The following is a 25,092-nucleotide window of genomic DNA, read 5'->3' as shown; positions in this document are numbered from 1 at the left end:
CTAATTCCAAAGGACGTTCCCGCGCATGTCTGCTCCTCTTGCCCAACTTCGGTGCCACGCCGGCCTGCCCGGCGCCCAGGCGCCCCAGCATCAACTTTGGCTGCTGCCGGCCGCTGGCAGCCTGCCCGATGACCTTCCCGGTGTGGCCCAATGGCGCGGAGTGTTGGCTCGGCGCGAGACGAAAGCCGAGGATCTGACCAAGACTCCCCAGGCCATGGACCTACCCTCCGGAGGGCGAATGGTGCTGGTCATGGCGCCAACGGCAGCCTCCCGCTTCGAGCGCCTGACCCTGTTGCGCAAGGCCCTGCTGCTGCTGCTGGAAGAAAAGCCGGCGGCCCTGGCCATCGTCGCCCGGACGGACGATTCCGACCTGGCCCGGGACGCGCTTTACGTGGCCTGGCTGAATGGCGCACCCCTGCCGGTGAGCAAAAAGAAGACGCCCCGCGCCCTGGCCCGCATCGCCTATTTCGGTGTCGGCAGCACCCGGGACTTCGCTGCTCCTGCCGCCCTGGCCCGGGCCAATCTTCTGACCCGGGAGCTGACCGCCCTGCCGCCCAATGAGCTGACGCCTGCCACCTATCGCCAGCGTATCCGTCAGCTGGCCGCAGTCCAGGGCTGGCAGATCAAGGAGTACGACTTCAGGCGTCTGAAGGCGCTGGGGGCCGGGGCTTTCTGCGCCGTGGCCCAGGGCTCGGACCATCAGGATGCCGCCATCGTGCACCTGCGCTATCACCCCGCCAGGAGCCGAGGTTCCCGTAGCGCGGCCCTGGTGGGCAAGGGCATCTGTTTCGACACCGGTGGTCATAACCTGAAGCCTGCCCGCTACATGCAGGGCATGCACGAGGACATGAACGGCTCTGCCGTGGTCCTGGGGCTGCTCCAGGCCATCACGGAACTGAAGCTGCCCTTCGCCGTGGACGCCTGGCTGGCCATCTCCCACAACCATCTTTCTCCCGGCGCCTACAAGCAGAACGACATCGTCACTGCCCTGGACGGCACCACCATCGAAGTGGTGCACACCGATGCCGAGGGCCGCATGGTGCTGGCCGATACTCTGACCCTGGCCAATCGGGGAGACGGCAAGCGGCAGCCGGATCTGATTGTGGATTTCGCCACCCTCACCGGCAGCATGCACTCCGCCCTGGGCAGTCGTTATTCCGGCGTCTTCGCCAGCGACGACAAACTTGCCGCCCAGGCCGTGGCTGCCGGCCGAGCCAGCGGCGAGCGAGTCTGCGTCTTTCCCATGGACGAGGACTACGAGTCGGCCCTGGACTCCAAGGTGGCCGACATCAAGCAATGCACCATGGAAGGCGAAGCCGACCACATCCTGGCCGCCCGCTTCCTGAAGCGCTTCACCGGTGAGCGTCCCTGGCTGCACATGGACCTGTCAGCCTCCACTTGCAGTGGCGGCCTGGGCGCCACGGGCAGCGACCTGACCGGCTTCGGCGTGGCCTGGGGGCTGCATCTGCTGAGCGACTGGGCAGCCTGACGCGCGGGAGAGGGCTGCCCCGGCCGACAGGAGCAAAAGGGGGAGCCCGTCGGAGCTTTTCCGCCGGGCCGCCCTGACCGAAGGAAATCCCTGTGGGACAAGGAAAAGCGGTACACGCGCGGCGGCGCAGGCGGCACGGTCTTTCTACGAAGTGCCCCGCTACATCGAGCGTAGCGAGCCGTATCGCCCCCCCGGCGGGGGCGAAGGGGGGCCGAGCCTATTCAGCGCCGTAGTGCCGACTTGGGCCGGAAGGCCTTCACCACCGCATCGTGGGTTTCCGCGTAGGGGCCGCCGATCAGGTCGATGCAGTAGGGTACGGCGGCGAAGATACCGGGCACCAGTTGCTGGCCCTCGGCATCCTTGACCCCTTCCAGGGTTTCCTTGATGGACTTGGGCTGGCCTGGCAGATTGAGGATCAGGGTCTTTCCCCGGATCACGCCCGCCTGGCGGGAGAGGATGGCGGTAGGGACGAAGCGCAGGGAAATCTGCCGCATCTGTTCGCCAAAGCCGGGCATGACCTTGTGGGCCACGGCCAGGGTGGCTTCTGGCGTCACGTCCCGGGGAGCGGGGCCGGTGCCGCCGGTGGTCAGTACCAGGTGGCAGCCCACGGTGTCGCAAAGCTCGATCAGGGTTTGCTCGATCAGTGCTTGCTCGTCGGGGATCAGCCGGGTTTCCATGCGCCAGGGGCTGGACAGGGCGGCGCCGAACCATTCTTGCAGGGCCGGGATGCCCTGATCCTGATAGGTGCCGGAAGAGGCCCGGTCGGAGATGGAGACCAGGCCGATGAGGAGTTCGTCGTTCATGGGTTGAGCCTACTGGGAAGGGGCGGTGCTCAGTCGAGGTCTGCCTCTGGGGATGCCGTGTCCAGGGAGGTTTCCTGGCTTTGCAGTTCCTTTAACACCTGAAAAATTTCCCGGAAGGCCCGGGGCGGTTTGCCCTGTTCCTGTTCCTTCAGGGCATTGCGGCGCAATTGGCGCAGGTGCTGGATGTCCGTGGCGGGATGGTTCCTGGCGATCTCGCCGATCACGGCCTCGTTTTCCAGCAGGCGCTGGCGCTGGCTTTCCAGCCAGTGCAGGCGGGCGTTAGCGGCAGTCGAGACGCCGTTGATCTCGTCCAGGGCAGCCTGGATCGGGGCCGGTTCGATGCCGCGCATCAACTTGCCGATGTATTGCATCTGGCGGCGGCGGGCGCCGTGGCTGCTGATGCGCTGGGCCTCCCGCACCGCACTGCGCAGGTTGTCGGGAAGCTCGATCTTTTTCAGTTGATCGGCGGAGAGGGCCACCAGTTGCTCACCCATGTCTTGAAGCGCGGTCATTTCGCGCTTCATCTGGGATTTGCTGGGCCGTTCGGGGGAGGTATCAAGGGTTTCCACGGGTATGATTATAGCTTTCCCCCTCTGGCAGCATTCATATGTCCGGCTCCCCGTTCAGCAATTCCCAGGAAAGCCTGCGCCAACTGGCCCAGGATGCCCTAGACTACGCCCGCACTCAGGGCGCCAGCGCCTGCGAAGTGGATGTTTCCGAAGGTTTTGGCCAGTCGGTGTCGGTGCGGCGCCAGGAGGTGGAGACCATCGAGTACAACCGGGACAAGGGCATCGGCGTCACGGTCTATCAGGGCCAGCGCCGGGGGCATGCCTCTACTTCGGACTTTTCCCGGGAGGCATTGCATTCCACGGTGGAGGCGGCCCTTTCCATTGCTCGCTTCACCGCCGCCGACGACTGCGCGGGTCTACCCGATGAAAAACTGTTGGCCCGGCAATGGCGGGATCTGGATTTGTATCACCCCTGGCGTTTGACTGTGGAAGAGGCCATCGACATCGCACTGCGTTGCGAGCAGGCGGCCTTCGATGTCAGTCCCCTGGTGAAGAACTCGGAGGGTGCCAGCGTCTCGGTGCAGCAGTCCCACTTCGTTTCGGCCAATAGCCTGGGCTTCATGGGAGGCTATGCCTCTTCCCGCCACTACATCGCCTGTTCGGTGATTGCCGGCGAGGGGGATGACATGCAGCGGGATGACTGGTATTCCGGCCACCGGGTGCCCGGCGCGCTGGCGGCGCCCGAGGCCATCGGCGACTATGCGGCGCGGCGCGCCCTGGCTCGACTGGGTGCCCGCAAGCTGAAGACCCGCAAGGCGCCGGTGCTGTTCGAGGCGCCCCTGGCGGCCTCCCTGATCGGCAATTTCACCCATGCGGTCAGCGGCGGCTCCCTCTACCGCAAGTCCTCCTTCCTGCTGGACAGCCTGGGTCAGCAGGTGTTTCCCGATTTCATGCAGATCCTTGAACGTCCTCACATTCCCAGGGGCCAGGCTTCCTGCCCCTTCGACGACGAAGGCGTGGCGACCCGGGACCGGGATCTGGTGAGGGACGGTGTGCTCCAGGGCTACATCCTGTCCAGCTATACGGCCCGCAAACTGGGCATGGAGACCACCGGCAATGCCGGCGGCGCCCACAATCTGATCATCCCCGGCAGTGTCGATTTTCTCGGCCTGATCAAGCAGATGGGCACCGGCTTGCTGGTGACGGAACTGCTGGGCCACGGCGTGAATTACGTGACCGGTGACTACTCCAGGGGCGCCGCGGGCTACTGGGTGGAGAACGGCAAGATCGCCTACCCGGTCCATGAGATCACCATTGCTGGCAATCTGAAGGACATGCTGCGGGGTATCGTGGCCGTGGGCAACGACGTGCTGCTGCGGGGTTCCAAGCAGGTGGGCTCGATCCTGCTGGATTCCATGACCATCGCCGGCAACTGAGACACAGCATGGAGCGACGGCGTTTTCTGCAAGGAGCCGGACTGGCGGCGGCGATGCTGCCGACACCGGTGCTGGCCGATGGCCCCCGCATCCGCTGGCGCCTGGCCTCCAGTTTCCCCAAGAGCCTGGACACCATTTTCGAGGCGGCCAATACCGTGGCGCGGCGGGTGGCGGCCGCCACCGGTGGTCGCTTCCAGATCCAGGTCTTCGCCGCCGGTGAACTGGTGCCCGGCCCCGGCGTGTTCGATGCGGTGAAAGAGGGCACGGTCCCCATCGGGCATACCTCGAGCTACTACTACATCGGCAAGAACCCGGCTTTTGCCTTTGATACCGCCGTGCCCTTCGGTCTCAACAGCCGCCAGCAGACCGCCTGGATGATGCAGGGCGGCGGCCTGGCCCTGATGCGGGAACTGTTTCGCCCCCACAATATTCTGAGCATTCCCTGCGGCAACACCGGCGCCCAGATGGGAGGCTGGTATCGCAAGGAAATTCGCACCCTGGCCGACCTCAAGGGCCTCAAGTTCCGGGTCGGCGGGCTCACCGGCCAGGTGCTGGCGCGCCTGGGGGTGGTGCCCCAGCAGATTCCCGGCAACGAGGTCTATCAAGCCTTGGAAAAGGGCGCCATTGACGCCGCCGAGTGGGTGGGCCCTTACGATGACGAGAAGCTGGGCTTCAACAAGGTGGCCCGCCACTACTACTTCCCCGGCTGGTGGGAGGGCGGTCCCCAGCTCACCATCTACGTCAACCTCAAGGAATGGGCAGGGTTGCCGCCGGAGTACCAGGCCATCCTGGAGGACGCCTGCCTCTACGCCCATGCCGACATGCAGGCCGCCTACGACGTGAAGAATCCCCCGGCCCTGAAGCGTCTGATCGAGTCGGGCACACAGTTGCGGCGCTTTTCCGACGAGATCATGCAGGCCGGTTACCGGGCGGCCACGGAGCTCTATCAGGAAACCGCCGACAGGAATACGGACTTCCGCAAGATCTACGAGGCCTGGCGCCGCTTCCGCAACGAGCAGGTGGCCTGGTTCGGTATCGCCGAGCGCCCCTACGACAACTTCATGGCCCAGGCCGGACGGGGCGGCAAGCCCTGAGGCAGGGCTTCACTCGCCCCGCATCTGGCGCAGGAATACCCTGCCAGGGTCGTCGTTCTCCTCCCCCTGCCCTGGCTGTTCGATGCCGGGCACATAGCGCTCCAGCCCGCTGTCGCCAGACATTCCCTGGCCAGGCGCGGAGCCGCTGGCCAGATGGGGAAAGGCGATCACCAGTCCCACCATCAGCAACTGGATCAGCACGAAGGGCACCGCTCCCCAGTAGATGTCGCTGGTGCGCACCGCCTTCGGCGCCACCGAGCGCAGGAAGAACAGGGCGAAGCCGAAGGGCGGGTGCATGAAGGAGGTCTGCATATTGATCGCCAACAGTACGCCGAACCAGACCAGGTCGATGCCCAGCTTCTGCGCCACCGGGGCCAGCAGCGGCACGATGATGAAGGACAACTCGAAGAAGTCCAGGAAGAAGGCCAGCACGAAGACCAGCAGGTTGACTGCGATCAGGAAGCCCAGTTGTCCTCCTGGCAGATGCCGCAGCAGATCCTCCACCCAGACATGGCCATTGACGCCATAGAAGGTGAGGCTGAAGACCCGGGCACCGATCAGAATGAAGACCACGAAGGTGGTGAGCTTGGCCGTGCTGTCCATGGCCTGGCGCAGCAGGGACCAGGAGAGTCGGCGGCGCAACAGGGCCAGCACCAGGGCGCCAGTGGCCCCCATGGCGCCGCCCTCGGTGGGAGTGGCCAGGCCCAGGAAGATGGTCCCCAGTACCAGGAAGATCAGCAGCAGGGGTGGGATCAGCACGGTCAATACCCGCAGTGCCAATTGTCCTCGGCTCAGGCTGCGGGCCTCGGGGGGCAGGGCGGGCACCCAGTGGGGGCGGAGGATGGAGACCGACAGCACGAACAGGGCGTAGAGCCCTGTCAGCATCAGACCTGGCAGCAGCGCGGCGGCATAGAGATCTCCCACCGAGCGCCCCAGTTGGTCGGCCAGGATGATCAGCACCAGGGAGGGCGGAATGATCTGGGCCAGGGTGCCGGAGGCGGTGATCACCCCGGCCGCCAGACGCCGGTCGTAGCCGTGGCGCAGCATGATGGGCAGGGAGATCAGGCCCATGGAGATCACCGAGGCGGCGACGACGCCGGTGGTGGCCGCCAGCAGGGCGCCCACCAGGATCACCGCGTAGGCCAGGCCGCCGCGCACCGGGCCGAACAACTGGCCGATGGTGTCGAGCAGGTCCTCGGCCATGCCGGAGCGTTCCAGGATCAGCCCCATGAAGGTGAAGAAGGGCACCGCCAGCAGGGTCTCGTTGTTCATCACGCCGAATACCCGCTCCGGCAGGGCCTGGAACAGGGCCGGGGGTAATACGTCCAGGGCTATACCCACCAGACCGAAGACGATGCCGTTGGCGGCCAGGGCGAAGGCCACCGGATAGCCGGCCAGCAGAAACAGGATCAGGGAGGCGAAGATGACGGGGGCCAGGTTGGCGGCAAGAAATTCCATCATGGTTTCTTGTCCGCCACTGGGTCTGGTGCCTGCCCGATCAGGAAGGCCAGTCGCTTGATCAGTTCGGAACCGCCTTGCAGGGCCAGCAGCAGAAAGCCCAGGGGCATGAACAGCTTGACCCACCACTGGGTCAGGCCGCCGGCATTGGCAGAGATTTCGCCGGAGTGCCAGGCGTCGAGGAAATAGGGCCAGCACAGAAACAGCAGCAGCAGGGCGAAGGGCAACAGAAACAGCAGTGTGCCCAGAACGTCGATCCAGACCTGGGTGCGGCGCGAAAAGCGGCTGTAGATCACGTCAATGCGCACATGCTCCTGTCTGAGCAGGGTGTAGCCGCCGCAGAGCAGGAACAGGGCCGCGAACATGTACCACTGGCCTTCCAGGTAGGCGTTGGAGCTGCTGTCGAAGATCTTGCGCACCAGGGCATTGCCGCTGGAAAGCAGCACCATGGCCAGCACCAGCCAGGGGGCGACGCGACCGATGCGTTCGTTGAGTCCGTCGATCAGGCGGGAAAGGGTGAGCAGAGTTTTCATGGGTTCTCCGGCGGCGCATTGTGCACCATTGGCGGCAATCGGGGGCGAAGGGCCGGAGCCGGGCGGCGGCCCCATGATAAAATCCGCCGATTACTCATTCCACGGATAGTGCCATGTTTTCCAAGCAGAATTCCCTCTCCAAGGTTGATGCCGAGCTGTTTGCCGCAATCCAGGCCGAAAATCATCGCCAGGAAGAGCATATCGAACTGATCGCCTCCGAGAACTATGTGTCCTGGGCGGTGATGGAAGCCCAGGGCTCCCAGCTCACCAACAAATACGCCGAGGGCTATCCGGGCAAGCGCTATTACGGCGGTTGCGAGCATGTGGATGTGGCCGAGCAACTGGCCATCGACCGGGCCAAGAAGCTGTTCGGCGCCGACGCCGCCAACGTCCAGCCCAACTCCGGTTCCCAGGCCAACCAGGCAGTGTTCATGGCCTTCCTCAAGCCCGGCGACACCATCCTCGGCATGAATCTGGCGATGGGCGGCCACCTGACCCATGGCTCGCCGGTGAATATGTCGGGCAAGTGGTTCAACGTCGTGCCCTACGGCCTCGACGAGAAGGAGGACATCGACTACGTGGCCCTGGAGAAGCTGGCCCACGAGCACAAGCCCAAACTGATCATCGCCGGCGCTTCCGCCTTTGCCCTGAAGATCGACTTCGAGCGCTTCGCCCGCATCGCCAAGGCCGTCGGCGCCATCTTCATGGTGGACATGGCCCACTATGCCGGCCTGGTGGCAGCGGGCTTCTATCCCAACCCGGTGCCCCACGCCGATGTGGTCACCTCCACCACCCACAAGACCCTGCGCGGCCCTCGCGGCGGCCTGATCCTGATGAAGGCGGAACACGAGAAGGCCATCAACTCGGCCATCTTCCCCGGCCTACAGGGCGGCCCCCTGATGCACGTGATCGCCGCCAAGGCCGTGGCCTTCAAGGAGGCCATGACGCCGGAGTTCAAGCGGTATCAGGAACAGGTCATCGAAAACGCCATCGTCATGGCCAAGGTGCTGAGTTCCCGGGGTCTGCGGATCGTGTCCGGCCGCACCGAATCCCATGTATTCCTGGTGGACCTGCGGGCCAAGCAGATCACCGGCAAGGCCGCCGAGGCAGCCCTGGGCAATGCCCACATCACGGTGAACAAGAACGCCATTCCCAACGATCCGGAAAAGCCCTTCGTCACCTCCGGCATTCGCATTGGTTCCCCGGCCATGACCACCCGGGGCTTCACCGAGATCGAGGCGGAACAGGTGGCCCACCTGATCGCCGACGTGCTCGAAGCCCCCGAGGATCAAGCCGTGCTGGCCCGGGTGCGGAGCGAAGTCTCCGCCCTGTGCAAGAAATTCCCCGTTTATGGCTGATTGCCATAAACGGGAGCAGGACGGGGCACCCCCTCCCGGCCTCCCCCGCCGAGCGGGAATGGATAAAACCCATTCCCGCAGCGGGCCAGGAACGGCACTCCCTCCCGGCCTCCCCCGCCGAGCGGGGGAGGTGACTAGTTACCCTCCTTCCTCGGGAAGGAGGAACGTGGTGGATGGCATGTTCGCTTACGACGCAAAAAGGACACTTCAGTGAAATGCCCTTTTTGCGCCAGCACCGATACTCAGGTTGTCGACTCCCGGGGCAATGAGGAAGGGGACACCATCCGGCGCCGGCGCCGTTGCGCGGATTGCGACAAACGCTTCACTACCTATGAACGGGCCGAGTTGCAGTTGCCCCAGATCGTCAAGAAGAATGGCAGCCGGGTGGCCTATGACCGGGCCAAGCTTCAGGGCAGTATGGCTCTGGCCCTGCGCAAGCGGCCGGTGAGTACCGAGAGTATTGATGGGGCACTGGATCGGATCGAGGAAAAACTGGTGTCCCTGGGGGAGCGGGAGATCCCTTCCGGGCGCATCGGCGAACTGGTGATGCGGGAGCTGAAAAAGCTCGACAAGGTGGCCTATATCCGCTTCGCTTCTGTCTATCGCAACTTCGAGGATGTGGATGAATTTTCCGAAGCCATCCGCGAAGTGCAGGCTCCGCCCCGCCCCAACGGGGTTTGATGCTGCCTGAGCCTTTCCCCATGTTCTCCGCTCTTGATCATCAGTACATGGCCCAGGCCCTGCGTTTGGCCAGGCGAGGTCTGTACACCACCACGCCCAATCCCCGGGTGGGTTGCGTGTTGGTCAAGGAGGGGCGGGTCGTGGGTGAGGGCTGGCATGAAAAGGCGGGCCGCCCCCACGCTGAAATCCATGCCTTGCAGGACGCCGGGGAATCGGCACGGGGGGCCGTCGCCTATGTGTCCCTGGAGCCCTGCTCCCACCACGGTCGTACCCCGCCTTGCACGGAAGCGTTGATCGCCGCTGGCGTAGCCCGGGTAGTGGCAGCCATGGAGGATCCCAATCCACGGGTGGCGGGCCAGGGCCTGGACCGTCTACGGGAGGCCGGTATCGAGACCGCCCTGGGCCTGATGGAGGAAGAGTCCCGGGAGCTGAACATCGGTTTCCATTCCCGCATGACCCGCCAGCGGCCCTGGCTGCGACTCAAGGTGGCCGCCAGCCTGGACGGCAAGACAGCCCTCAATAACGGCCAGTCCCAATGGATCACCGGTCCTGAGGCGCGACGCGATGCCCATGGCTGGCGCGCCCGCAGTTGCGCGGTGCTGACTGGCATTGGCACCGTGCGGGATGATGATCCGCGCCTGACGGCGCGAGAAGTGAGCACCAGCCGCCAGCCCCTGCGGGTGGTGGTGGACAGCCGGCTGGAAACGCCCCTGAACGCCAGACTGCTGGAGGATGGCGGGGTGCTGATTGCCTGTGCCGTGGAGGATGCCCGGCGGGCCGAGGCCCTGCGGCAACGGGGGGCCGAGGTCGTCCTGATCCCCAACGTCGCCGGCAAGGTGGATCTACCCGGTTTGATGGAGGAATTGGCGCGGCGGGGCATCAACGAAGTGCTGGCCGAGGCCGGCTTCAAGCTCAACGGCTCCCTGCTGCGGGAAGGCTGCGTGGATGAACTGCTGATCTATCAGGCACCGATCCTGATCGGCGATCAGGCCCGGGGCATGTTCGATCTGCCCGAACTGCAACAGCTTTCCGGTAAGCGGGAGCTGGACATCCGGGACCTGCGCAAGGTGGGGCGCGATCTGCGCTTTCTGGCCCGGTTTCGCACACATCCCTCAATCTAATAAAAAAGCCCGGGCGTAGCCCGGGCTTTGATTGACGGCAGTCCGGCTTAGAAGCGGAAGCCGTAGCCGATACCGAACAGGACCGGGTCCAGCTTGACCTTGCCAATCTTGGTGCCGTTCAGCTTCACGTCGGAATCGATATAGACCTTTTTCAGGTCCACGTTGATGAAGCTGTTCTCGCCAATCTTGTAGTCAAAACCCACTTGCAGGGCGCCACCCAGGCTGTCGTTCTCCAGACTCAGGGGAGCCACCTTGTTGACCTTCTTGGAGGAGATCAGGGTGTAGTTCACGCCGGCACCCACATAGGGCCGGAAATTGGCGTCGGGCATGAAATGGTACTGAAGAGTCAATGTCGGAGGTAGGGCCTTGAAGGAACCCAAGTCGCCCAGGGTCTTGGAAGTGACCTGAAGCTTCTGCGGATAGGTCAGAATCAGCTCCGCGGCGAGATTTTTGCTGAAGAAGTAGGTGAAATCCACCTCGGGAATGGTCTTGTCCTTCACATAAACATCGTTGCTAGGCAGGCCGAGCACTCCAGCATCAGACCAGCTTTTGACTGGCTGGATATCGACAGCACGGACCCGAAACATGAAGTTTCCTTCATTTTTTTCCGCCATTGCTGCGGAAGTGCCAAGAGTTGCTGCAATTGCCAAGGTGATTGCCAGGGACTTTTTCATGATGCGCTCCGTTAGTAAATAAACCATTTCAATAAAGATGGTTTATTGTGCGCCGCGATATGCTTGTAGTTTTTGATGTACATCAAATTTGATGCACGACAAGTTTTGAGCTTGTGATCGGTCAGGGAGTCGGCCCCTGGGGGTGTTCAGAGAAGGTCTGCCGATCCTGCCCTCAGATCAGGGTCGGGGAGAACGTGGATGAGACCGTAAACGACGCAGCCCCCTTGCGGGGGCTGCGAGTATTGCTGCAGGAGGGGAAATCAGCGCAGGGAGGCGTTGATCTCCTCCAGCTTGCTGCGGCCGGGACTGAGCACCTTGGCACCCAGCTTGTTCAGGGGCACATCCACGGTCTTCAGATGGTCGTGGAGGGTGCTGGGGGCCTGATCCACATAGAGCAGACCGGTGACGATCTCCCCCAGGGCCTTGCGCTCTTCCAGGTAGCGCATGGCGTGCAGCCGGTCGGTGGGCGCGTAGCTGTCGTGGAGCTTGTGCAGCCGCAGGATGGAGCCGTCATGCTGGGCCACCTCCACGGTGGAGCCGGGTTCGTACTGGGTGGTGATCTCGTCCCGACCAAAGAAGACGTCCAGGCGGTTCAGGGCGTCGTTGTGCTCCCGCACGTAGTCGTAACTCTTGGTGGAGCCGGCATGATTGTTGAAGGTCACGCAGGGGCTGAGCACGTCGATCATGGCGGTGCCGCCGTGGGTGAAGGCGGCCTTGAGCAGGGGCACCAGTTGCTCCTTGTCGCCGGAAAAGCTGCGGCCGACGAAGGTGGCGCCCATTTGCAGGGCCAGGGCGCAGAGGTCGATGGGGGAGTCCTCATTCACCACCCCGCCCTTGCTCTTGGAGCCGGCATCGGCGGTGGCGGAGAACTGGCCCTTGGTCAGGCCATAGACGCCGTTGTTCTCCACCAGATAGACCATCTTCACGCCGCGCCGGATGGCGTGGGCGAACTGGCCCAGGCCGATGGACGCGGTATCGCCGTCGCCGGAAATGCCCAGGTAGAGCAGGTCCTTGTTGGCCATGTTGGCGCCGGTGAGCACCGAGGGCATGCGGCCATGTACGGTATTGAAGCCGTGGGCGTTGCCCAGGAAATAGTCCGGCGACTTGGAGGAGCAGCCGATGCCGGAGAGCTTGGCGACCCGGTGGGGCTCGATGTCCAGTTCGTAACAGGCCTGGATCACCGCCGAGGAGATGGAGTCGTGGCCGCAGCCGGCGCACATGGTGGAGATGGCACCCTCATAGTCGCGCCGGGTGTAGCCGATGGCGTTGGGGGTGAGGGTAGGATGGTGCAGCTTGGGCTTGATGATGTAGGTCATGAGGCCACCTTCTTGATCGGGGTCACTTTGGCCGCGTCCATGCGGGCGCCGATTTCACGGCTGACGAAGCGGGCAGTGAGGGGGGCACCGTCGTAATGCAGCACGGATACCAGTCGGGCCGGGTCGAACTGGCCTTCGGTCACCAGCAGGGTCTTCAACTGGGCATCGCGGTTCTGTTCGACGACGTAGGTCACCGGATGCTCCTTGATGAAGCGATAGACCTCGTCGCTGAAGGGGAAGGCGCGCACCCGCAGGGCGTCCAACTGGAAGCCTTCGGCTTCCAGTTGGGCCAGGGCCTCGTTCATGGGCTCGCTGCTGGAGCCGTAGTAGATCACGCCGAACTCGGTGGCCTGCTTGGCCTTCTTGAGTACCGGCGCCGGCACCAGGCTGCGGGCGGTGTCGAATTTCTTCAGCAACCGCTCCATGTTGCCCACATAGACCGAGCCCACTTCGCTGTACTTGGCATAGGGGTCGCGGGTGGTGCCCCGGGTGAAGAAGGCGCCGCGCTTGGGGTGGGTACCGGGCAGGGTGCGGTAGGGAATGCCATCCCCGTCCACTTCCAGGTAGCGGCCGAAATCCTTGCCGGCTTCCAGTTCCTCGGCGCTCATCACCTTGCCCCGGTCGTACTCCCGGGCGTCGTCCCAGTTGAAGGGGGGCACCAGCCACTCGTTCATGCCGATATCCAGGTCCAGCATCACGAACACCGGGGTCTGCAGGCGCTCGGCCAGGTCCAGGGCGGTGGCGGAGAACTCGAAGGACTCGTTGGGGTCCTGGGGGAACAGCAGCACATGCTTGGTGTCGCCGTGGGAAGCGTAGGCGCAGGCCAGCACGTCGGACTGCTGGGTGCGGGTGGGCATGCCGGTGGACGGGCCGCCCCGCTGCACGTCGATGACCACGGCGGGAATCTCGGCGAAATAGGCCAGGCCGAAGAACTCCTGCATCAGGGAGATGCCGGGGCCGGAGGTGGCGGTGAAGGAACGGGCGCCGTTCCAGCCGGCGCCGATCACCATGCCGATGGAGGCCAGTTCGTCTTCCGCCTGGACGATGGCGTAGTTGGCCTGGCCCGTTTCAGGGTCATGACGCAGTTGCTTGCAATAGGTGGTGAAGGCCTCGATCACCGAGGTGGAGGGTGTGATCGGATACCAGCCAGCCACCGTGGCGCCGCCATAGACGCAGCCCAGACCGGCGGCGGTGTTGCCGTCGATGAAGATGCGATCGCCCACTTGGTCGGAACGTTCGACCCGGAGGCCGATGGGGCAGGGCAACTGGGCCGTGGCCGCATCATGGCCCAGGCGCAGCACCTTCAGGTTGGAGTCGATCAGCTTCTGCTTGGAACCGTACTGTTCCTGGATCAGCTTGTCGATCTCGGCGAGCTCGATGCCCAGCAGGGCCGCCAGGGCGCCCAGGTACATGATGTTCTTGAACAGCTGGCGTTCCCGGGGGCTGGTGAATTCCCGGTTGCAGATCTCGGTCAGGGGCAGGCCCAGCACCGTGATGTCCTCGCGGAACTTGGACTTGGGCAGGAAGCGGGTGCTGTCGTAGAACAGGTAGCCGCCGGGCTCCACTTCCGCCACGTCCTTTTCCCAGGTCTGGGGGTTCATGGCCACCATCAGGTCCACGCCGCCGCGCCGGCCCAGCCAGCCCGAGCCGCTGACGCGAACTTCATACCAGGTGGGCAGGCCCTGGATGTTGGAGGGGAAGATGTTGCGGGCCGAGGCCGGCACGCCCATGCGCAGGATCGAACGGGCGAACAGGTTGTTGGCCGAGGCCGAGCCGGAGCCGTTGACGTTGGCGAACTTGACGACGAAGTCGTTGGTGCGCTGTAGGGGTGGTGTGGTGGCGCTCATGGCTGCTGCCCCGCTTGACTGGTTTCGATAAAGAATTTCTGCATGTCCCAGGCGCCGGTCGGACAGCGCTCGGCGCAGAGGCCGCAATGGAGGCAGACATCCTCGTCCTTGACGGCGACACGGCCGGTTTGCAAGGTATCGGAGACATAGATGTCCTGGCCGAGATTGGTCGCCGGCGCCTTCAGTCGGCTGCGCAGATCAGCTGCTTCGCCATTGCCGGTGAAGGTGATGCAGTCCATGGGGCAGATGTCGGTGCAGGCGTCGCACTCGATGCACAGCTTGGTGGTGAATACCGTCTGCACGTCACAATTGAGGCAGCGCTCGGCTTCCGCGAAGGCCAGCTTGATGTCGTAGCCCAGCTCGAACTCGTTCCTCAGGTTCGCCAGGGACTTTTGCAGGTCCAGGGTGGGTACCTTGTGACGATGGTCCAGGGTGACGTTGTTGCCGTAGCTCCACTCGTGGATGCCCATCTTCTGGCTGGCCAGGTTGGTATGGGGCGCGGGGCGCTGCTTCAGATCCTTGCCCTGGCAGAACAGGTCGATGGAAATGGCGGCCTCGTGGGCCTGGGCCACGGCGGTGATGATGTTCTTGGGGCCGAGGGCCGCGTCGCCGCCGAAGAAGACGCGGGGCAGGGTCGATTGCAGGGTGGCCGGGTTCAGTACCGGCATGTCCCACTTGTCGAACTCGATGCCCAGGTCCCGCTCGATCCAGGGGAAGGCATTTTCCTGGCCGATGGCCACCAGCACTTCGTCGCATTCCATCAACAGGTCGGCTTCGCCGGTGGGCACCAGGTTGCGGCGACCCTTGGCGTCGTACTCGGCCTTGACCTTCTCGAACAGCACGCCGGTGAGGCGGCCGTTGTCGTGCTTGAATTCCTTGGGCACCAGGAAGTTGTGAATCTCGATGCCCTCGTGCATGGCATCCTCCCGTTCCCAGGGGGAGGCTTTCATTTCCTCGAAACCACTGCGGACCACCACCTTGACGTCAGTGCCGCCCAGGCGCTTGGAGGTGCGGCAGCAGTCCATGGCGGTGTTGCCGCCGCCCAGGACGATCACGCGTGGTGCAATCTTGTCCACATGACCAAAGGCCACGCTGGACAGCCAGTCGATGCCGATATGGATGTGCTTGCCGGCTTCCTGGCGCCCAGGGATGTCGGCCTCGCGGCCCCGGGGGGCGCCGGTACCGACGAACACGGCGTCGTAGCCCTCGGTCACGATATTCCTGAGGCTGTTGACCCAGGTGTCGAGGCGACGGGTGGCCCCCATTTCCAGGATGTAGTCCACTTCCTCGTCGAGGACGGTCTCAGGGAGGCGGAACTTGGGAATCTGGCTGCGCACCATGCCGCCGGCCTTGCTGGCGCCGTCGTAGATCACCACTTCGTAACCCAGGGGCAGCAGGTCACGAGCCACGGTGAGGGAAGCCGGGCCGCCGCCGATGCAGGCCACGCGCTTGCCGTTCTTGGTGCTTGCGGGAAGGGGCAGGCGGGCCTTGATATCGCCCTTGTAGTCCGCCGCCACGCGCTTCAGTCGGCAGATGGCGACCGGCTCCGCTTCCACCCGGCCGCGACGGCAGGCCGGTTCGCAGGGGCGGTCGCAAACGCGACCCAGAATGCCGGGGAAAACATTGGACCGCCAGTTGATCATGTAGGCGTCGTCGTAGCGACCCGCTGCGATCAGGCGAATATATTCCGGTACCGGCGTGTGGGCCGGGCAGGCCCATTGGCAATCCACGACCTTGTGGAAGTAGTCGGGATTGCGGATATCAGTCGGATTCACAGCTCCTCCAGTAGTTTGTCGCTAGTCCCGACGGTGTCGTCCCGCGGGGAAAAGGGCATGATTTTAATAGCAAACAGAGCCCCGGGGCATCTCAGTGGGTTCAGAGTTCGATCTGAGTCCCAAGTTCCACCACCCGGTTGGTGGGAATCTTGAAAAAGGCTGTGGCGGTGTCGGCGTTGCGGAACATCCACATGAACAGCACCTGGCGCCAGAAGGGCATGGTGGGCATACGGTGGGGCACGATGGTCTCGCGGCCAAGGAAAAATGAGGATTCCATGGGTTCGTAACGCAGGCCCTGAGTGGCGCAGGTGGCCAGGGCGGCCGGGATGTCGGGGTCGTCCTTGAATCCGTAACGCAGGATGACCTGGATGAAGCCCTGTTCCAGGGGCGTGACCGTGAGCCGCTCCTGCTCGGATACATGGGGCACGTCCTCCATCTGCACATTGAGTAGCACCACCTGTTCATGCAGCACCTTGTTGTGCAGCAGGTTGTGCAGCATGGCCCGGGGTACGCTGTGAGGGTCAGGAGTCATGAAGATGCCCATGCCCTCGACTCGTTGCGGACCGCCGTAGTGCAGACTCTTGATGAAGGCGTCGAGGGGCATCGAGTCCTGGCGCAGCTTTTCATAGAGCAGGGCGCGGCCCCGCTTCCAGGTGGACAGCAGGGCGAACACCGAGAGGCCCAGCACCAGGGGGAACCAGCCGCCATCGAAGATCTTGATGACATTGGCGGAGAAGAAGGAGAAGTCCACGATGACGAAAAAGGCCAGGAACAGTCCGGCATGGAACCAGCCCCAGCCCCACAGGGCGCGAACCACGATGAAGGCCAGGATAGTATCGATCATCATGGTCAGGGTCACGGCTATGCCGTAGGCCGAGGCCAGGTTGCTGGAGGACCTGAAACCGATCACCAGCACGATGACGGCCAACAGCAAAAGCCAGTTGATGTTGGGAATGTAGATCTGGCCCTTTTCCCGTTCCGATGTGAACTTGATCTGGATGCGGGGGCAATAGCCCAACTGGATGGCCTGGCTGGTGAGGGAATAGGCGCCGGAAATCACCGCCTGGGAGGCGATTACCGTGGCTACCGTGGCCAGTATCACCAGGGGCATCTGCAAGGCGTCGGGTGCCATGTGGAAGAAGGGGCTCTTGATGGCGTCCGGGTCGGCCAGGATCAGGGCGCCCTGGCCCAGGTAATTCAGGTACAGGGCGGGGAAGACGAAGGTGATCCAGGCCCACATGATCGGCCGCCGGCCGAAGTGGCCCATATCGGCATAGAGGGCCTCGCCGCCGGTGATGGCCAGCACCACGGCACCCAGGGCGAGAAAGGCCAGATTGCCGTGATCCACCATGAAACGGAAGGCATACCAGGGATTTATCGCTGCCAGAATGTCCGGATGCTGGATCACATTCCACAGGCCTAGGAGGCCCAGAGTGGCAAACCAGAAGGCCATCACCGGACCGAAGAGCCGGGCGACGCTGGCCGTGCCCTTGGGCTGGAAAAGGAACAGGCTGGTCAGGATTGCCAGGGTAATGGGCACCACGTAGGGCTGGAATATCGGAGTTACCACCTCCAGGCCCTCGATCGCCGAGAGTACCGACATGGCGGGGGTGATCACCGCATCGCCGTAGAACAGGGCGGCACCGAACATGCCCAGCACCGAGACACTCCACAGCAAGGTTGGACTGGCTCCCGGCGTGCGCAGCGCCAGGGCGGTCAGGGCCATGATGCCGCCCTCGCCCCGGTTGTCGGCCCTCATGATGAACAGCACATACTTGAGGGAGACCGTGATGGTCATGGCCCAGAACACCAGGGACAGGATACCCATCAGGTTGTCCGGCGTGGCCGGCACGGCGTGGTGACCGTTGAAAACCTCCTTCATGGTGTACAGCGGGCTGGTGCCAATGTCGCCATAGACGACGCCCATGGCTGCCAGGGACATGGCCGCCAGGCTGGGCTGAGGGTGGTTTTCGGACGTCGTGGAGGCCACGGGGATGTTGCCGTGCACAAAGGGAGTCGGGATTATAGGGGCAGGCCTGATTTCAGGGAATTACCCTGCGTGTAGTCTTTCCGTGGGTGTTTAGTCCCTCAGCGCAATTGGAATACCACCGGCAGGATCATCTCCCGTCGGGAGCCGCCGCCGAGGGGCCCCATGGCGAAGGCGGCCCGACGGGCCGCTTGATCCAGCACTCCGTGACCACTGCTGGCAGCGACCTCCGCTGCCAGCACCTGGCCGGCGGGGCCCAGGGTCAACAGCAGGCGGACCTCCCCTTCCCAGCCGGCGGCCACGGCCTCGGCCGGGTAGAAGAGGTGATCGGCCAGCTTGTGTTGGGCTGCGGAGATGGCTTGCGCCGTTGCTGTCGGACGGGCTTTGGTGGTGGCTGCGGCTGGCGCCGTCAGGGGGGGCGAGGGAGGCAGGGTGTTCTTGAGCAGTGGGTCCGCAGACAGGACGGGCGTCGGTAGCACCACTTCCAGCGGGGGTGGCGCTACCATGGGCCGGGAAACATGGAGCATTCCTGGGATCAGGGATATGCCATGAAGCAGCAGGGAGGCCAGCAGGGCCAGCAGGAATCGGCGGAGGAGCATGGGGCGGGTATTATCGCCGCGCCCTGGATCCTCCCCGGAGAAAAACCGTGAAACGCCGTTTGCTGGGCGCTGCCCTGTTGTTCTGTCTTGCCCTGCCGGCCCGGGCCGAGCTGCCCAGTCCGGTGGCCTTCGGGGTGGCTCTGGAGGTTGGCGATCTGACTCGCGCCCGGCAGTGGCTGGACGAAGGTCTGGACCCGAACTTTTCCGCCGACCGCATTGGCACCGGCCTGATGATCGGCGCCTGGGAAGGCAATATTCCCCTGATGGAACTCTTTCTCCAGCGGGGCGCCGACCTCAATGCGGTCAACGGCGTGGGTGAGCAGGCCCTGCAACTGGCGGCCTGGAAGGGGCAGCGCCAGGCCGTGGAATGGCTGCTGGCCCGGGGCGCCGCGGTCAATCGGCAGGGCCTGGCCTGGAGTGCGCTGCATTACGCGGTGTTCGCCGGCCACCGGGAGATCGCCCGCCGGCTGATGGAACGGGGCGCGGACGTCAATGGCCGGGCGCCCAATGGTTCCACGGTGTTGATGATGGCGGCCCGGGAAGGCCATGAGGATATTGCCCGCGCCCTGATCGAGGCCGGGGCCGACCCCAGGCCGGTCAACGAGTGGGGCGACAATGCCCTGAGCTGGGCCATGCGTCACAACAATCTGCGCATCGCCCGCATGATCGCTTCACCCGAGGAATTCGCCCTGGCGGTGCAGCGGCCGCCGGAATCCTTTGGCGCCGCACGGCGCTCGGTGCCGCCGCCGGCGCAGATCGGTGAAATCCTGCGGCAGATTCGTCTGGCCCAGGCCCAGGGCAAGCCCCTGGATGAATTGCGCCAGGCCCTGTTCGATGCGGTGGCTGCCTTCAAGAAGGACATGCCAGTGACGCCGCCGGCAGCCCGGGGCAAAAAGCTGGCCAAGGTGACACCCCGGCCAACTGCCCTGATGATCACGGCGGATCGCAAGCGGGTTGGCGCCGAGCGGGCCGAACTGGTCTATGCACTGCCCTCCGCGCCGAACCCGGCTCCCGCCGCTGCCAGCGAGGACCCGTCAGAACTGCTGCGCCAGTTGCGCCTGGCCGATGCCGTCGGCAAGCCCACGGCGGAACTGCGCCGGCGTTTCCTGGAGTCCGTGGCCCGGTTCAAGGCACCCTAAGCCGGCCAGGTGATGCGGTGAGTCACGAACCGTATCGATCCTACCGGCCATCCTTGCCGCGCCCGCGCCGATCGTGGCATCATCAATGCTGATTGCATTGATGCGGGTGTGACATGGCAAAACCGACCCTCTACGAAGTGCTGGGCATTCCGCCCGATGCCTCGGCGGAACAGCTCCATCAGGCCCACCAGCAGGCCCTGGCCCGGATACCCGCCGGCCTGAGCCTGGATGAATTGCGCAACCGGCGGCTGTTCATCGACCACGCCTTGCGCATCCTCTCCGACCCCTCGGCCCGGGCGGCCTATGAACGCCAGTTGCAGCCGGTGACCGAGCCCCGGCTGCTGCACCATGATCCGTCCGCCGGGTCCCGGCCGGGCTGGCTGGTCCTGTTGTTGGGGGCGGGTATCGGCGCCCTGGCCTGGGCCCAGTTCGGTACCCCACCGACCCCGGCCGCCGGTTCCGTGGCTGCTGCTGTTTCTCCCTCCATCGGCCCCGCTGCTGATCAGGGCCGGAACAACGATCTGGCTGCGGAGGCGGAGGGGCTCCAGGATCCCTCCCCGGCTCCAGCGAATCGACAAGCCATGTCGGGAAAGACCCCGCTCAACTACGCCATCGCGGTGAATAGCCCCAATGCCGAGCTGGTGAAGAAACTGGTCTGGTCAGTCTATGGCATTGTCGGCCAGGCCGGCCAGGGCACCGGTGTCATGATCGAAGGCGACCGACTGCTGACCAACTGTCATGTGCTGGCCCGGAATGTCGCCCGGGGCCCCATCTACGCCGTCAACGCGGTGACCCGTGATCACGCCGCGATCACCGAGGTGGCCTGGTTGCAGAACGAGGACGCCTGCCTGGTGCGGGCGCCGGGGCTTTCCGGCCAGGCGATTCCTTCCGGCACCAGCGGCACGCTCTACGGTGGCGCCCGACTGCACAACATCGGCTATGCGGAGGGGCGCCTGAGCGCCTCCCAAGGTCAGTTCCTCGACCGCATGAATCGCTACGGCCAGACCTTCATCGTCAGCAGCAACTACTGCGCGCCGGGGGTCTCCGGCGGTCCTCTGGTGGATGATGCCGGGCGCCTGGTGGGTCTCACCAGCGGCGGACCGGCCAATCGCAGCGTCTGCTATTCCCTAACCGTGGAAACAGCCCGGCTGCTGCTCTACCAGTCCCTGCGGCCCATCGCCGAGCTGCCCGGATCCTACGTTTCCAACATTACCCGGCGCGCCTGGTGATCCCGCCACGTCCTATACTCTCGCCCCCAACCTGCCAGCGAGAATGAAATGAGCGAACTACCCAAGTGCCCGAAATGCAGTTCCGAATTCACCTATGAGGACGGTGCTCTCTACATCTGCCCCGAATGCAGCCACGAATGGGCGAAGGACGGCGCAGCGGAAGAGGGCACCGACAAAAAGGTCGAAGTGCGCGACGCGGTGGGCAATGTGCTGAACGATGGCGATACTGTCACCGTGATCAAGGATCTCAAGGTCAAGGGTTCCTCCTCGGTGGTCAAGGTCGGTACCAAGGTCAAGAACATCCGTCTCGTGGACGGCGACCACGACATCGACTGCAAGATCGATGGCATCGGCGCCATGCAGTTGAAATCGGAGTTCGTGAAGAAGGTCTGACGGCCGCTCTCTGGTCACGGCAGCGCTGCCCCGATGCAATTCATCGATCCCCGTACTTTCCTGCTGGTCGCCAATCTGCTGGGCATGCTCTGCGCCCTGGTGTTGTGGGTCCAGGCCAGGAGTTTTCCCGACGACATCGATGGCTTGGACGACTGGGCCAGGGCGGTCGTGCTGATCGGCTGCGCCTCGGGCTTCGCCTCCATGCGGGGCGTCCTGCCGGATAGCCTCAGCATCGTTGCTTCCAACGGCATGCTCCTGCTCGGGCAGTTGTTGCTGATTGTCGGCCTACAGCGCTATTCCGGCCGAACACCGGTGTGGCGGCCGACCCTGGACGGAATCGGCGCATTGATGATCCTGATCCTGTGGTTGACCTATGGCTCCCACAACTATCAGGGTCGTATCTTCATCATGGGGCTGGCCCATATCGGCTTCTTTTCCGTCGGTGCTTATCTCGCCTGGCACGCTGCGCCAAAAGGTTTCGGCAACCGTTTTCTGAGCGTGATTTTCACCCTGGGGGTTGCCGTCGCCATCTGGCGCATCGCTACGCTGCCCATCACGGGTAACGAGACCGACGAGAACTTCGATCGCAACCTGATCCAGCAGATCTACCTGGCTACGTTTTCCCTGGGCGTGTTGGGTTTGTCCATCGGCTTCATCCTCCTGGCCAATGAGCGTTTGCGGGTCGAACTGGAATTCATGGCGACCCGGGATCCCATGACCGGGGCGCTGAACCGCCGCGCCTTCTTCAGTCGGGCCGAGGTCGAATGGGCACGGGCACTGCGTTCCCGCCGGCCCCTGGCAGTGATCACCTCGGACATCGATTTTTTCAAGAAGGTGAACGACACTCATGGCCATCATGTCGGGGACCAGGTCATCAAGGATTACACCCTTCGCGCCGGCCAGATGCTGCGGCTGTCGGACAGCCTCGCCCGTTTCGGCGGTGAGGAATTCGTGATCCTGTTGCCTGATACCGGCCTGACCGAGGCAAAACAGGTCGCGGAACGTATCCGGTGCGAAATCGAGAGTCGTCGAGCCAAGACCCTGCCCGCCTACACCGTGAGTCTGGGGGTGTCGGTTATGCAGGGCAATGCCGGTCAGGCAGCCGACCTGGAGGCATTGCTGGCGGAGGCCGACGCAGCCCTTTACCGGGCCAAGCAACGAGGGCGAAACCGGGTCGAGGTGTAGTGTGGCAGGCTGCCGAAGCCGGAACGGGTACTACCCGTTTCCGAAGGAGCGCAGGGTGAGGCCGCCGCTAAACTCCCGATAGCGTGCCGACTCCGTGCGTAGACTGATGCCTTGCCGAGGTGAGGGGCTATCATTTGTCCCGACAGGTACTTCGTTGGCTCCTGGAACCGTGACATGCCAATGCTGAATCACTTGAAGCGCAATTCCTTTGCCGCCTACTGGCTGATGCTCGGGGCTGCATTGCTGGCATTGGGCGGAGCGACCAGTTTCAATCTCTACATAGAACGAGATCGTGTCGAAAGCCGCGAACAGGGGCGGCTGCTGATCCAGTCGCGAGTGATCCAGGAGAACGTCGAGCAGAATCTGGCCGCGGTCAATCGGGTATTGACGTCTTTGCGCAAGGACCTTTTGCGACACGAGGCTAGCAAGGACCTGAACGACCGGCTCAAGATGCTTACCGACGCGATGCCTGGCATCCGCACCTTCTTGTTGATTGACGGCAGCGGCACGGTATCGGCATCGAGCAGACCGGAACTGGTGGGCAAGAATTTCGCATACCGCGACTATTTCCGAATTCCCCGCGGGAATCCCGATCCCGAAGTGCTATTCGTCTCCGCGCCATTCATGACCAGCCTCGGAATTTATGGCATCAACATCGTACGTGTCATTCCGGGGCCCCAGGGCGAGTTTGCCGGCATCATTTCCGCGACACTGGACCCGGAATACTTCAAGACGCTGATGACCTCGGTGCTGTATGCGCCGGATATGTGGACTGCCATCGCCCATGGTGACGGTATTCAGCTCTTGATGGTGCCCGATAGGACGGGACAGTCCGGCAAGAATCTGGCGCAACCGGGCTCGTTCTTTACTCGCCACCGTGATAGCGGCAAGGAAGCCAGCGTTCTGACAGGCATCGTCTATGCCACCGGCGAGAAACGCATGATGGCCCTGCGCTCCATTCAACCGGCCAGCCTGCGCCAAGACAAACCTCTGGTCATTGCCGTCGGACGCGATCTGGATACCATCTATGCTGCCTGGCACCGCGACGCTCAGATACAGGTCGGGCTCCTGGGTCTCATAGTCCTGGGTTCCACCTTGGGACTGTATGTCTATCAGCGCCGGCAACGGGAATTCCGCTGGAGAGAGGCCAAGGCCGCTGAGGCTCTGGAAGCCAGCGAACGCTTCATGAAAACCCTGACCGACAACATTCCCGGCATGGTGGCCTACTGGAACCGAGAATTACGCTGCGGTTTCGCCAACAAGGCCTATTTCGAATGGTTTGGCAAGACGCCGGAGCAAATGCGCGGTATTCGCATTCAGGACATGATGGGCGAGGAACTGTTCCGCCAGAACGAGCCCTTCATCCAGGCCGTTCTGCGGGGCGAGCCCCAGCGCTTCGAGCGTACCCTCACCAAGGCTGATGGCAGTGTCGGCTACACTTGGGCTCAGTACATTCCGGACCTGCAAGGCAACTGGGTGCGGGGCTTTTTTGTTCTGGTTTCGGACATTTCGGAACTCAAGCGAACCGAAATCGCCCTGAGGGAAAGCGAATGGAAGCTGAAGACAATCATCGAGGCTGAACCCGAATGCGTGAAGGTACTGGCGGCTGACGGTACCTTGCTGCAGATGAATCGCGCCGGTCTGGACATGATCGAGGCGGATTCCGAGTCCCAGGTCATCGGTCACCGGGTGGTGGAACTCGTGACTCCTCCCTATCAGCAAGCTTTTGTCGACCTGGGCGAAAGGGTCAGCCGGGGGGAGTCGGGAACCCTGGAATTCGAGATCACTGGCCTTAAGGGAGGTCATCGCTGGCTGGAAACCCATGCGGCGCCCATGCGTGACATCGATGGCAAGATCGTTGGCCTGCTCGGTGTCACCCGGGATGTGACGGCCCACAAGCAGGCCGAGCAGGAGCTCCAGCACCTTGCTCAAACCGATTTCCTGACCGGCCTTGCCAATCGTCGCTATTTCATGGTGTTGGCAGAACAGGAAGTCTTGCGTACCCTCAGGTACGGCGGTGGTCTTTCCGTGTTCATGATGGATATCGATCATTTCAAGGTAATCAATGACACCTACGGCCATAAAACCGGAGATGTGATCTTGCAGAGGTTCGCGGAAGTGAGCCGGAAAATCTTACGGGAGCTGGACACGATAGGCCGTGTCGGTGGTGAGGAGTTCGCGGTCCTGTTGCCGCAAACAGACAGCGAACACGCGCTGGAGGTTGCCGAGCGCTTGCGTAAGTCTGTCGCCGATGTCGAGGTGGTTCTGGATCAGGGGTTGCCGCTTCGCATCACGATTTCCATTGGCGTAACCACACTGGCTGGCATTAGCTCCAATATCGACACCCTGCTCAATCAGGCCGATCAGGCGCTTTATAGAGCCAAGAACACCGGTCGTAACCGGGTCTGCATTTACGAACATCGGAACGAGGCCGGATAGCCATGCTTGGTGAGGCGACTCCTGCCA

Annotated in this window: 21 protein-coding genes; 11 read left to right on the top strand and 10 right to left on the bottom strand. The window is 63.5% G+C overall.

The features are described from left to right. Window positions 1-25 precede the first annotated feature (25 nt). Complete coding sequence (locus DENOEST_RS17030) at window positions 26-1,489, top strand: M17 family metallopeptidase (RefSeq protein ID WP_145769459.1); 1,464 nt, start codon at window positions 26-28, stop codon at window positions 1,487-1,489. A 221-nt stretch (window positions 1,490-1,710) separates the two neighbouring features. Here the strand turns inward: DENOEST_RS17030 and mog are convergent, their stop codons facing one another. Together mog and yjgA are read right to left on the bottom strand one after the other, a co-directional pair. Next, window positions 1,711-2,292, bottom strand: coding sequence for a molybdopterin adenylyltransferase (gene mog / locus DENOEST_RS17025; RefSeq protein WP_145769458.1), 582 nt, complete (start codon window positions 2,290-2,292; stop codon window positions 1,711-1,713). A 29-nt stretch (window positions 2,293-2,321) separates the two neighbouring features. Next, a complete protein-coding gene (yjgA, locus tag DENOEST_RS17020; protein WP_332068235.1) occupies window positions 2,322-2,861 on the bottom strand; it encodes a ribosome biogenesis factor YjgA in 540 nt (179 codons plus the stop codon). Between the two features lie 38 nt (window positions 2,862-2,899). Here yjgA and pmbA point away from each other — a divergent pair, with 38 nt between their 5' ends. Continuing rightward, window positions 2,900-4,237 (top strand): metalloprotease PmbA, encoded by a 1,338-nt coding sequence (pmbA, locus tag DENOEST_RS17015; protein WP_145769456.1) that lies wholly within the window; start codon window positions 2,900-2,902, stop codon window positions 4,235-4,237. Window positions 4,238-4,245: 8 nt separating this feature from the next. Beyond that, window positions 4,246-5,331, top strand: a complete 1,086-nt coding sequence (locus DENOEST_RS17010) for a TRAP transporter substrate-binding protein (protein WP_145769455.1) — start codon at window positions 4,246-4,248, stop codon at window positions 5,329-5,331. A gap of 9 nt (window positions 5,332-5,340) precedes the next feature. On the opposite strand, the gene DENOEST_RS17005 is transcribed toward DENOEST_RS17010, so the two are convergent. Then, window positions 5,341-6,792, bottom strand: coding sequence for a TRAP transporter large permease (locus tag DENOEST_RS17005; protein ID WP_145769454.1), 1,452 nt, complete (start codon window positions 6,790-6,792; stop codon window positions 5,341-5,343). Next, window positions 6,789-7,322 (bottom strand): TRAP transporter small permease subunit, encoded by a 534-nt coding sequence (locus DENOEST_RS17000; protein WP_145769453.1) that lies wholly within the window; start codon window positions 7,320-7,322, stop codon window positions 6,789-6,791. The genes DENOEST_RS17005 and DENOEST_RS17000 overlap by 4 nt, the downstream gene beginning before the upstream one ends. 113 nt (window positions 7,323-7,435) lie before the next feature. On the opposite strand from DENOEST_RS17000, the gene glyA reads away from it, so the two are divergent. The 3 genes from glyA to ribD all read left to right on the top strand — a co-directional run bounded on the left by glyA (window position 7,436) and on the right by ribD (window position 10,482). Then, window positions 7,436-8,680: a serine hydroxymethyltransferase gene (gene glyA / locus DENOEST_RS16995; protein ID WP_145769452.1), complete on the top strand. Its 1,245-nt coding sequence runs from the start codon at window positions 7,436-7,438 to the stop codon at window positions 8,678-8,680. A 210-nt stretch (window positions 8,681-8,890) separates the two neighbouring features. Next, the gene (gene nrdR, locus DENOEST_RS16990; RefSeq protein ID WP_145769451.1) at window positions 8,891-9,361 is read left to right on the top strand and encodes a transcriptional regulator NrdR; all 471 of its coding nucleotides are present in this window, start codon (window positions 8,891-8,893) and stop codon (window positions 9,359-9,361) included. 20 nt (window positions 9,362-9,381) lie between these two features. Beyond that, window positions 9,382-10,482 carry a bifunctional diaminohydroxyphosphoribosylaminopyrimidine deaminase/5-amino-6-(5-phosphoribosylamino)uracil reductase RibD gene (gene ribD, locus DENOEST_RS16985; RefSeq protein ID WP_197970650.1) on the top strand — a complete coding sequence of 367 codons (1,101 nt, stop codon included), beginning with the start codon at window positions 9,382-9,384 and terminating at the stop codon, window positions 10,480-10,482. A gap of 47 nt (window positions 10,483-10,529) precedes the next feature. Here the strand turns inward: ribD and DENOEST_RS16980 are convergent, their stop codons facing one another. From DENOEST_RS16980 to DENOEST_RS16955, 6 genes are all read right to left on the bottom strand, one after another. Continuing rightward, on the bottom strand, window positions 10,530-11,156 hold the full coding sequence (locus DENOEST_RS16980; protein WP_145769450.1) for an OmpW/AlkL family protein: 627 nt from the start codon (window positions 11,154-11,156) through the stop codon (window positions 10,530-10,532). 260 nt (window positions 11,157-11,416) lie between these two features. Further along, complete coding sequence (locus DENOEST_RS16975; RefSeq protein WP_145769449.1) at window positions 11,417-12,472, bottom strand: 2-oxoacid:ferredoxin oxidoreductase subunit beta; 1,056 nt, start codon at window positions 12,470-12,472, stop codon at window positions 11,417-11,419. Beyond that, window positions 12,469-14,319, bottom strand: coding sequence for a 2-oxoacid:acceptor oxidoreductase subunit alpha (locus DENOEST_RS16970; RefSeq protein WP_145769448.1), 1,851 nt, complete (start codon window positions 14,317-14,319; stop codon window positions 12,469-12,471). Before DENOEST_RS16970 ends, DENOEST_RS16975 begins: the two co-directional genes overlap by 4 nt. Continuing rightward, on the bottom strand, window positions 14,316-16,094 hold the full coding sequence (locus tag DENOEST_RS16965; RefSeq protein ID WP_145769447.1) for an FAD-dependent oxidoreductase: 1,779 nt from the start codon (window positions 16,092-16,094) through the stop codon (window positions 14,316-14,318). Before DENOEST_RS16965 ends, DENOEST_RS16970 begins: the two co-directional genes overlap by 4 nt. Before the next feature lie 100 nt (window positions 16,095-16,194). Next, complete coding sequence (locus DENOEST_RS16960; protein ID WP_145769564.1) at window positions 16,195-18,036, bottom strand: potassium transporter Kup; 1,842 nt, start codon at window positions 18,034-18,036, stop codon at window positions 16,195-16,197. Between the two features lie 146 nt (window positions 18,037-18,182). After that, window positions 18,183-18,680: an energy transducer TonB gene (locus DENOEST_RS16955; RefSeq protein WP_145769446.1), complete on the bottom strand. Its 498-nt coding sequence runs from the start codon at window positions 18,678-18,680 to the stop codon at window positions 18,183-18,185. 47 nt (window positions 18,681-18,727) lie between these two features. On the opposite strand from DENOEST_RS16955, the gene DENOEST_RS16950 reads away from it, so the two are divergent. The 5 genes from DENOEST_RS16950 to DENOEST_RS16930 all read left to right on the top strand — a co-directional run bounded on the left by DENOEST_RS16950 (window position 18,728) and on the right by DENOEST_RS16930 (window position 25,065). Then, the gene (locus DENOEST_RS16950; RefSeq protein ID WP_145769445.1) at window positions 18,728-19,819 is read left to right on the top strand and encodes an ankyrin repeat domain-containing protein; all 1,092 of its coding nucleotides are present in this window, start codon (window positions 18,728-18,730) and stop codon (window positions 19,817-19,819) included. A 113-nt stretch (window positions 19,820-19,932) separates the two neighbouring features. Further along, a complete protein-coding gene (locus DENOEST_RS16945; RefSeq protein WP_145769444.1) occupies window positions 19,933-21,048 on the top strand; it encodes a trypsin-like peptidase domain-containing protein in 1,116 nt (371 codons plus the stop codon). Window positions 21,049-21,096: 48 nt separating this feature from the next. Then, complete coding sequence (locus tag DENOEST_RS16940) at window positions 21,097-21,441, top strand: zinc ribbon domain-containing protein YjdM (protein ID WP_145769443.1); 345 nt, start codon at window positions 21,097-21,099, stop codon at window positions 21,439-21,441. Window positions 21,442-21,474: 33 nt separating this feature from the next. Beyond that, complete coding sequence (locus DENOEST_RS16935) at window positions 21,475-22,626, top strand: GGDEF domain-containing protein (RefSeq protein WP_145769442.1); 1,152 nt, start codon at window positions 21,475-21,477, stop codon at window positions 22,624-22,626. Window positions 22,627-22,800: 174 nt separating this feature from the next. Further along, complete coding sequence (locus DENOEST_RS16930) at window positions 22,801-25,065, top strand: diguanylate cyclase (protein WP_145769441.1); 2,265 nt, start codon at window positions 22,801-22,803, stop codon at window positions 25,063-25,065. Window positions 25,066-25,092 lie beyond the last annotated feature (27 nt).

Source organism: Denitratisoma oestradiolicum, assembly GCF_902813185.1.
Lineage (GTDB): Bacteria > Pseudomonadota > Gammaproteobacteria > Burkholderiales > Rhodocyclaceae > Denitratisoma > Denitratisoma oestradiolicum.
Note: the sequence above shows the minus strand (reverse complement) of the source record. Positions and strands in the feature narration are given on the sequence as shown.

Coding starts and splice junctions, on each gene's coding strand:
- DENOEST_RS17010 (WP_145769455.1), top strand. CDS start 4,246: ATGGAGCGACGGCGTTTTCTGCAAGGAGCCGGACTGGCGGCGGCGATG.
- DENOEST_RS16930 (WP_145769441.1), top strand. CDS start 22,801: ATGCCAATGCTGAATCACTTGAAGCGCAATTCCTTTGCCGCCTACTGG.
- DENOEST_RS16975 (WP_145769449.1), bottom strand. CDS start 12,472: ATGACCTACATCATCAAGCCCAAGCTGCACCATCCTACCCTCACCCCC.
- glyA (WP_145769452.1), top strand. CDS start 7,436: ATGTTTTCCAAGCAGAATTCCCTCTCCAAGGTTGATGCCGAGCTGTTT.
- DENOEST_RS16970 (WP_145769448.1), bottom strand. CDS start 14,319: ATGAGCGCCACCACACCACCCCTACAGCGCACCAACGACTTCGTCGTC.
- DENOEST_RS16940 (WP_145769443.1), top strand. CDS start 21,097: ATGAGCGAACTACCCAAGTGCCCGAAATGCAGTTCCGAATTCACCTAT.
- DENOEST_RS16960 (WP_145769564.1), bottom strand. CDS start 18,036: ATGTCCCTGGCAGCCATGGGCGTCGTCTATGGCGACATTGGCACCAGC.
- DENOEST_RS17000 (WP_145769453.1), bottom strand. CDS start 7,322: ATGAAAACTCTGCTCACCCTTTCCCGCCTGATCGACGGACTCAACGAA.
- DENOEST_RS16945 (WP_145769444.1), top strand. CDS start 19,933: ATGGCAAAACCGACCCTCTACGAAGTGCTGGGCATTCCGCCCGATGCC.
- pmbA (WP_145769456.1), top strand. CDS start 2,900: ATGTCCGGCTCCCCGTTCAGCAATTCCCAGGAAAGCCTGCGCCAACTG.
- mog (WP_145769458.1), bottom strand. CDS start 2,292: ATGAACGACGAACTCCTCATCGGCCTGGTCTCCATCTCCGACCGGGCC.
- DENOEST_RS16935 (WP_145769442.1), top strand. CDS start 21,475: ATGCAATTCATCGATCCCCGTACTTTCCTGCTGGTCGCCAATCTGCTG.
- DENOEST_RS17030 (WP_145769459.1), top strand. CDS start 26: ATGTCTGCTCCTCTTGCCCAACTTCGGTGCCACGCCGGCCTGCCCGGC.
- DENOEST_RS16955 (WP_145769446.1), bottom strand. CDS start 18,680: ATGCTCCTCCGCCGATTCCTGCTGGCCCTGCTGGCCTCCCTGCTGCTT.
- DENOEST_RS17005 (WP_145769454.1), bottom strand. CDS start 6,792: ATGATGGAATTTCTTGCCGCCAACCTGGCCCCCGTCATCTTCGCCTCC.
- DENOEST_RS16980 (WP_145769450.1), bottom strand. CDS start 11,156: ATGAAAAAGTCCCTGGCAATCACCTTGGCAATTGCAGCAACTCTTGGC.
- ribD (WP_197970650.1), top strand. CDS start 9,382: ATGTTCTCCGCTCTTGATCATCAGTACATGGCCCAGGCCCTGCGTTTG.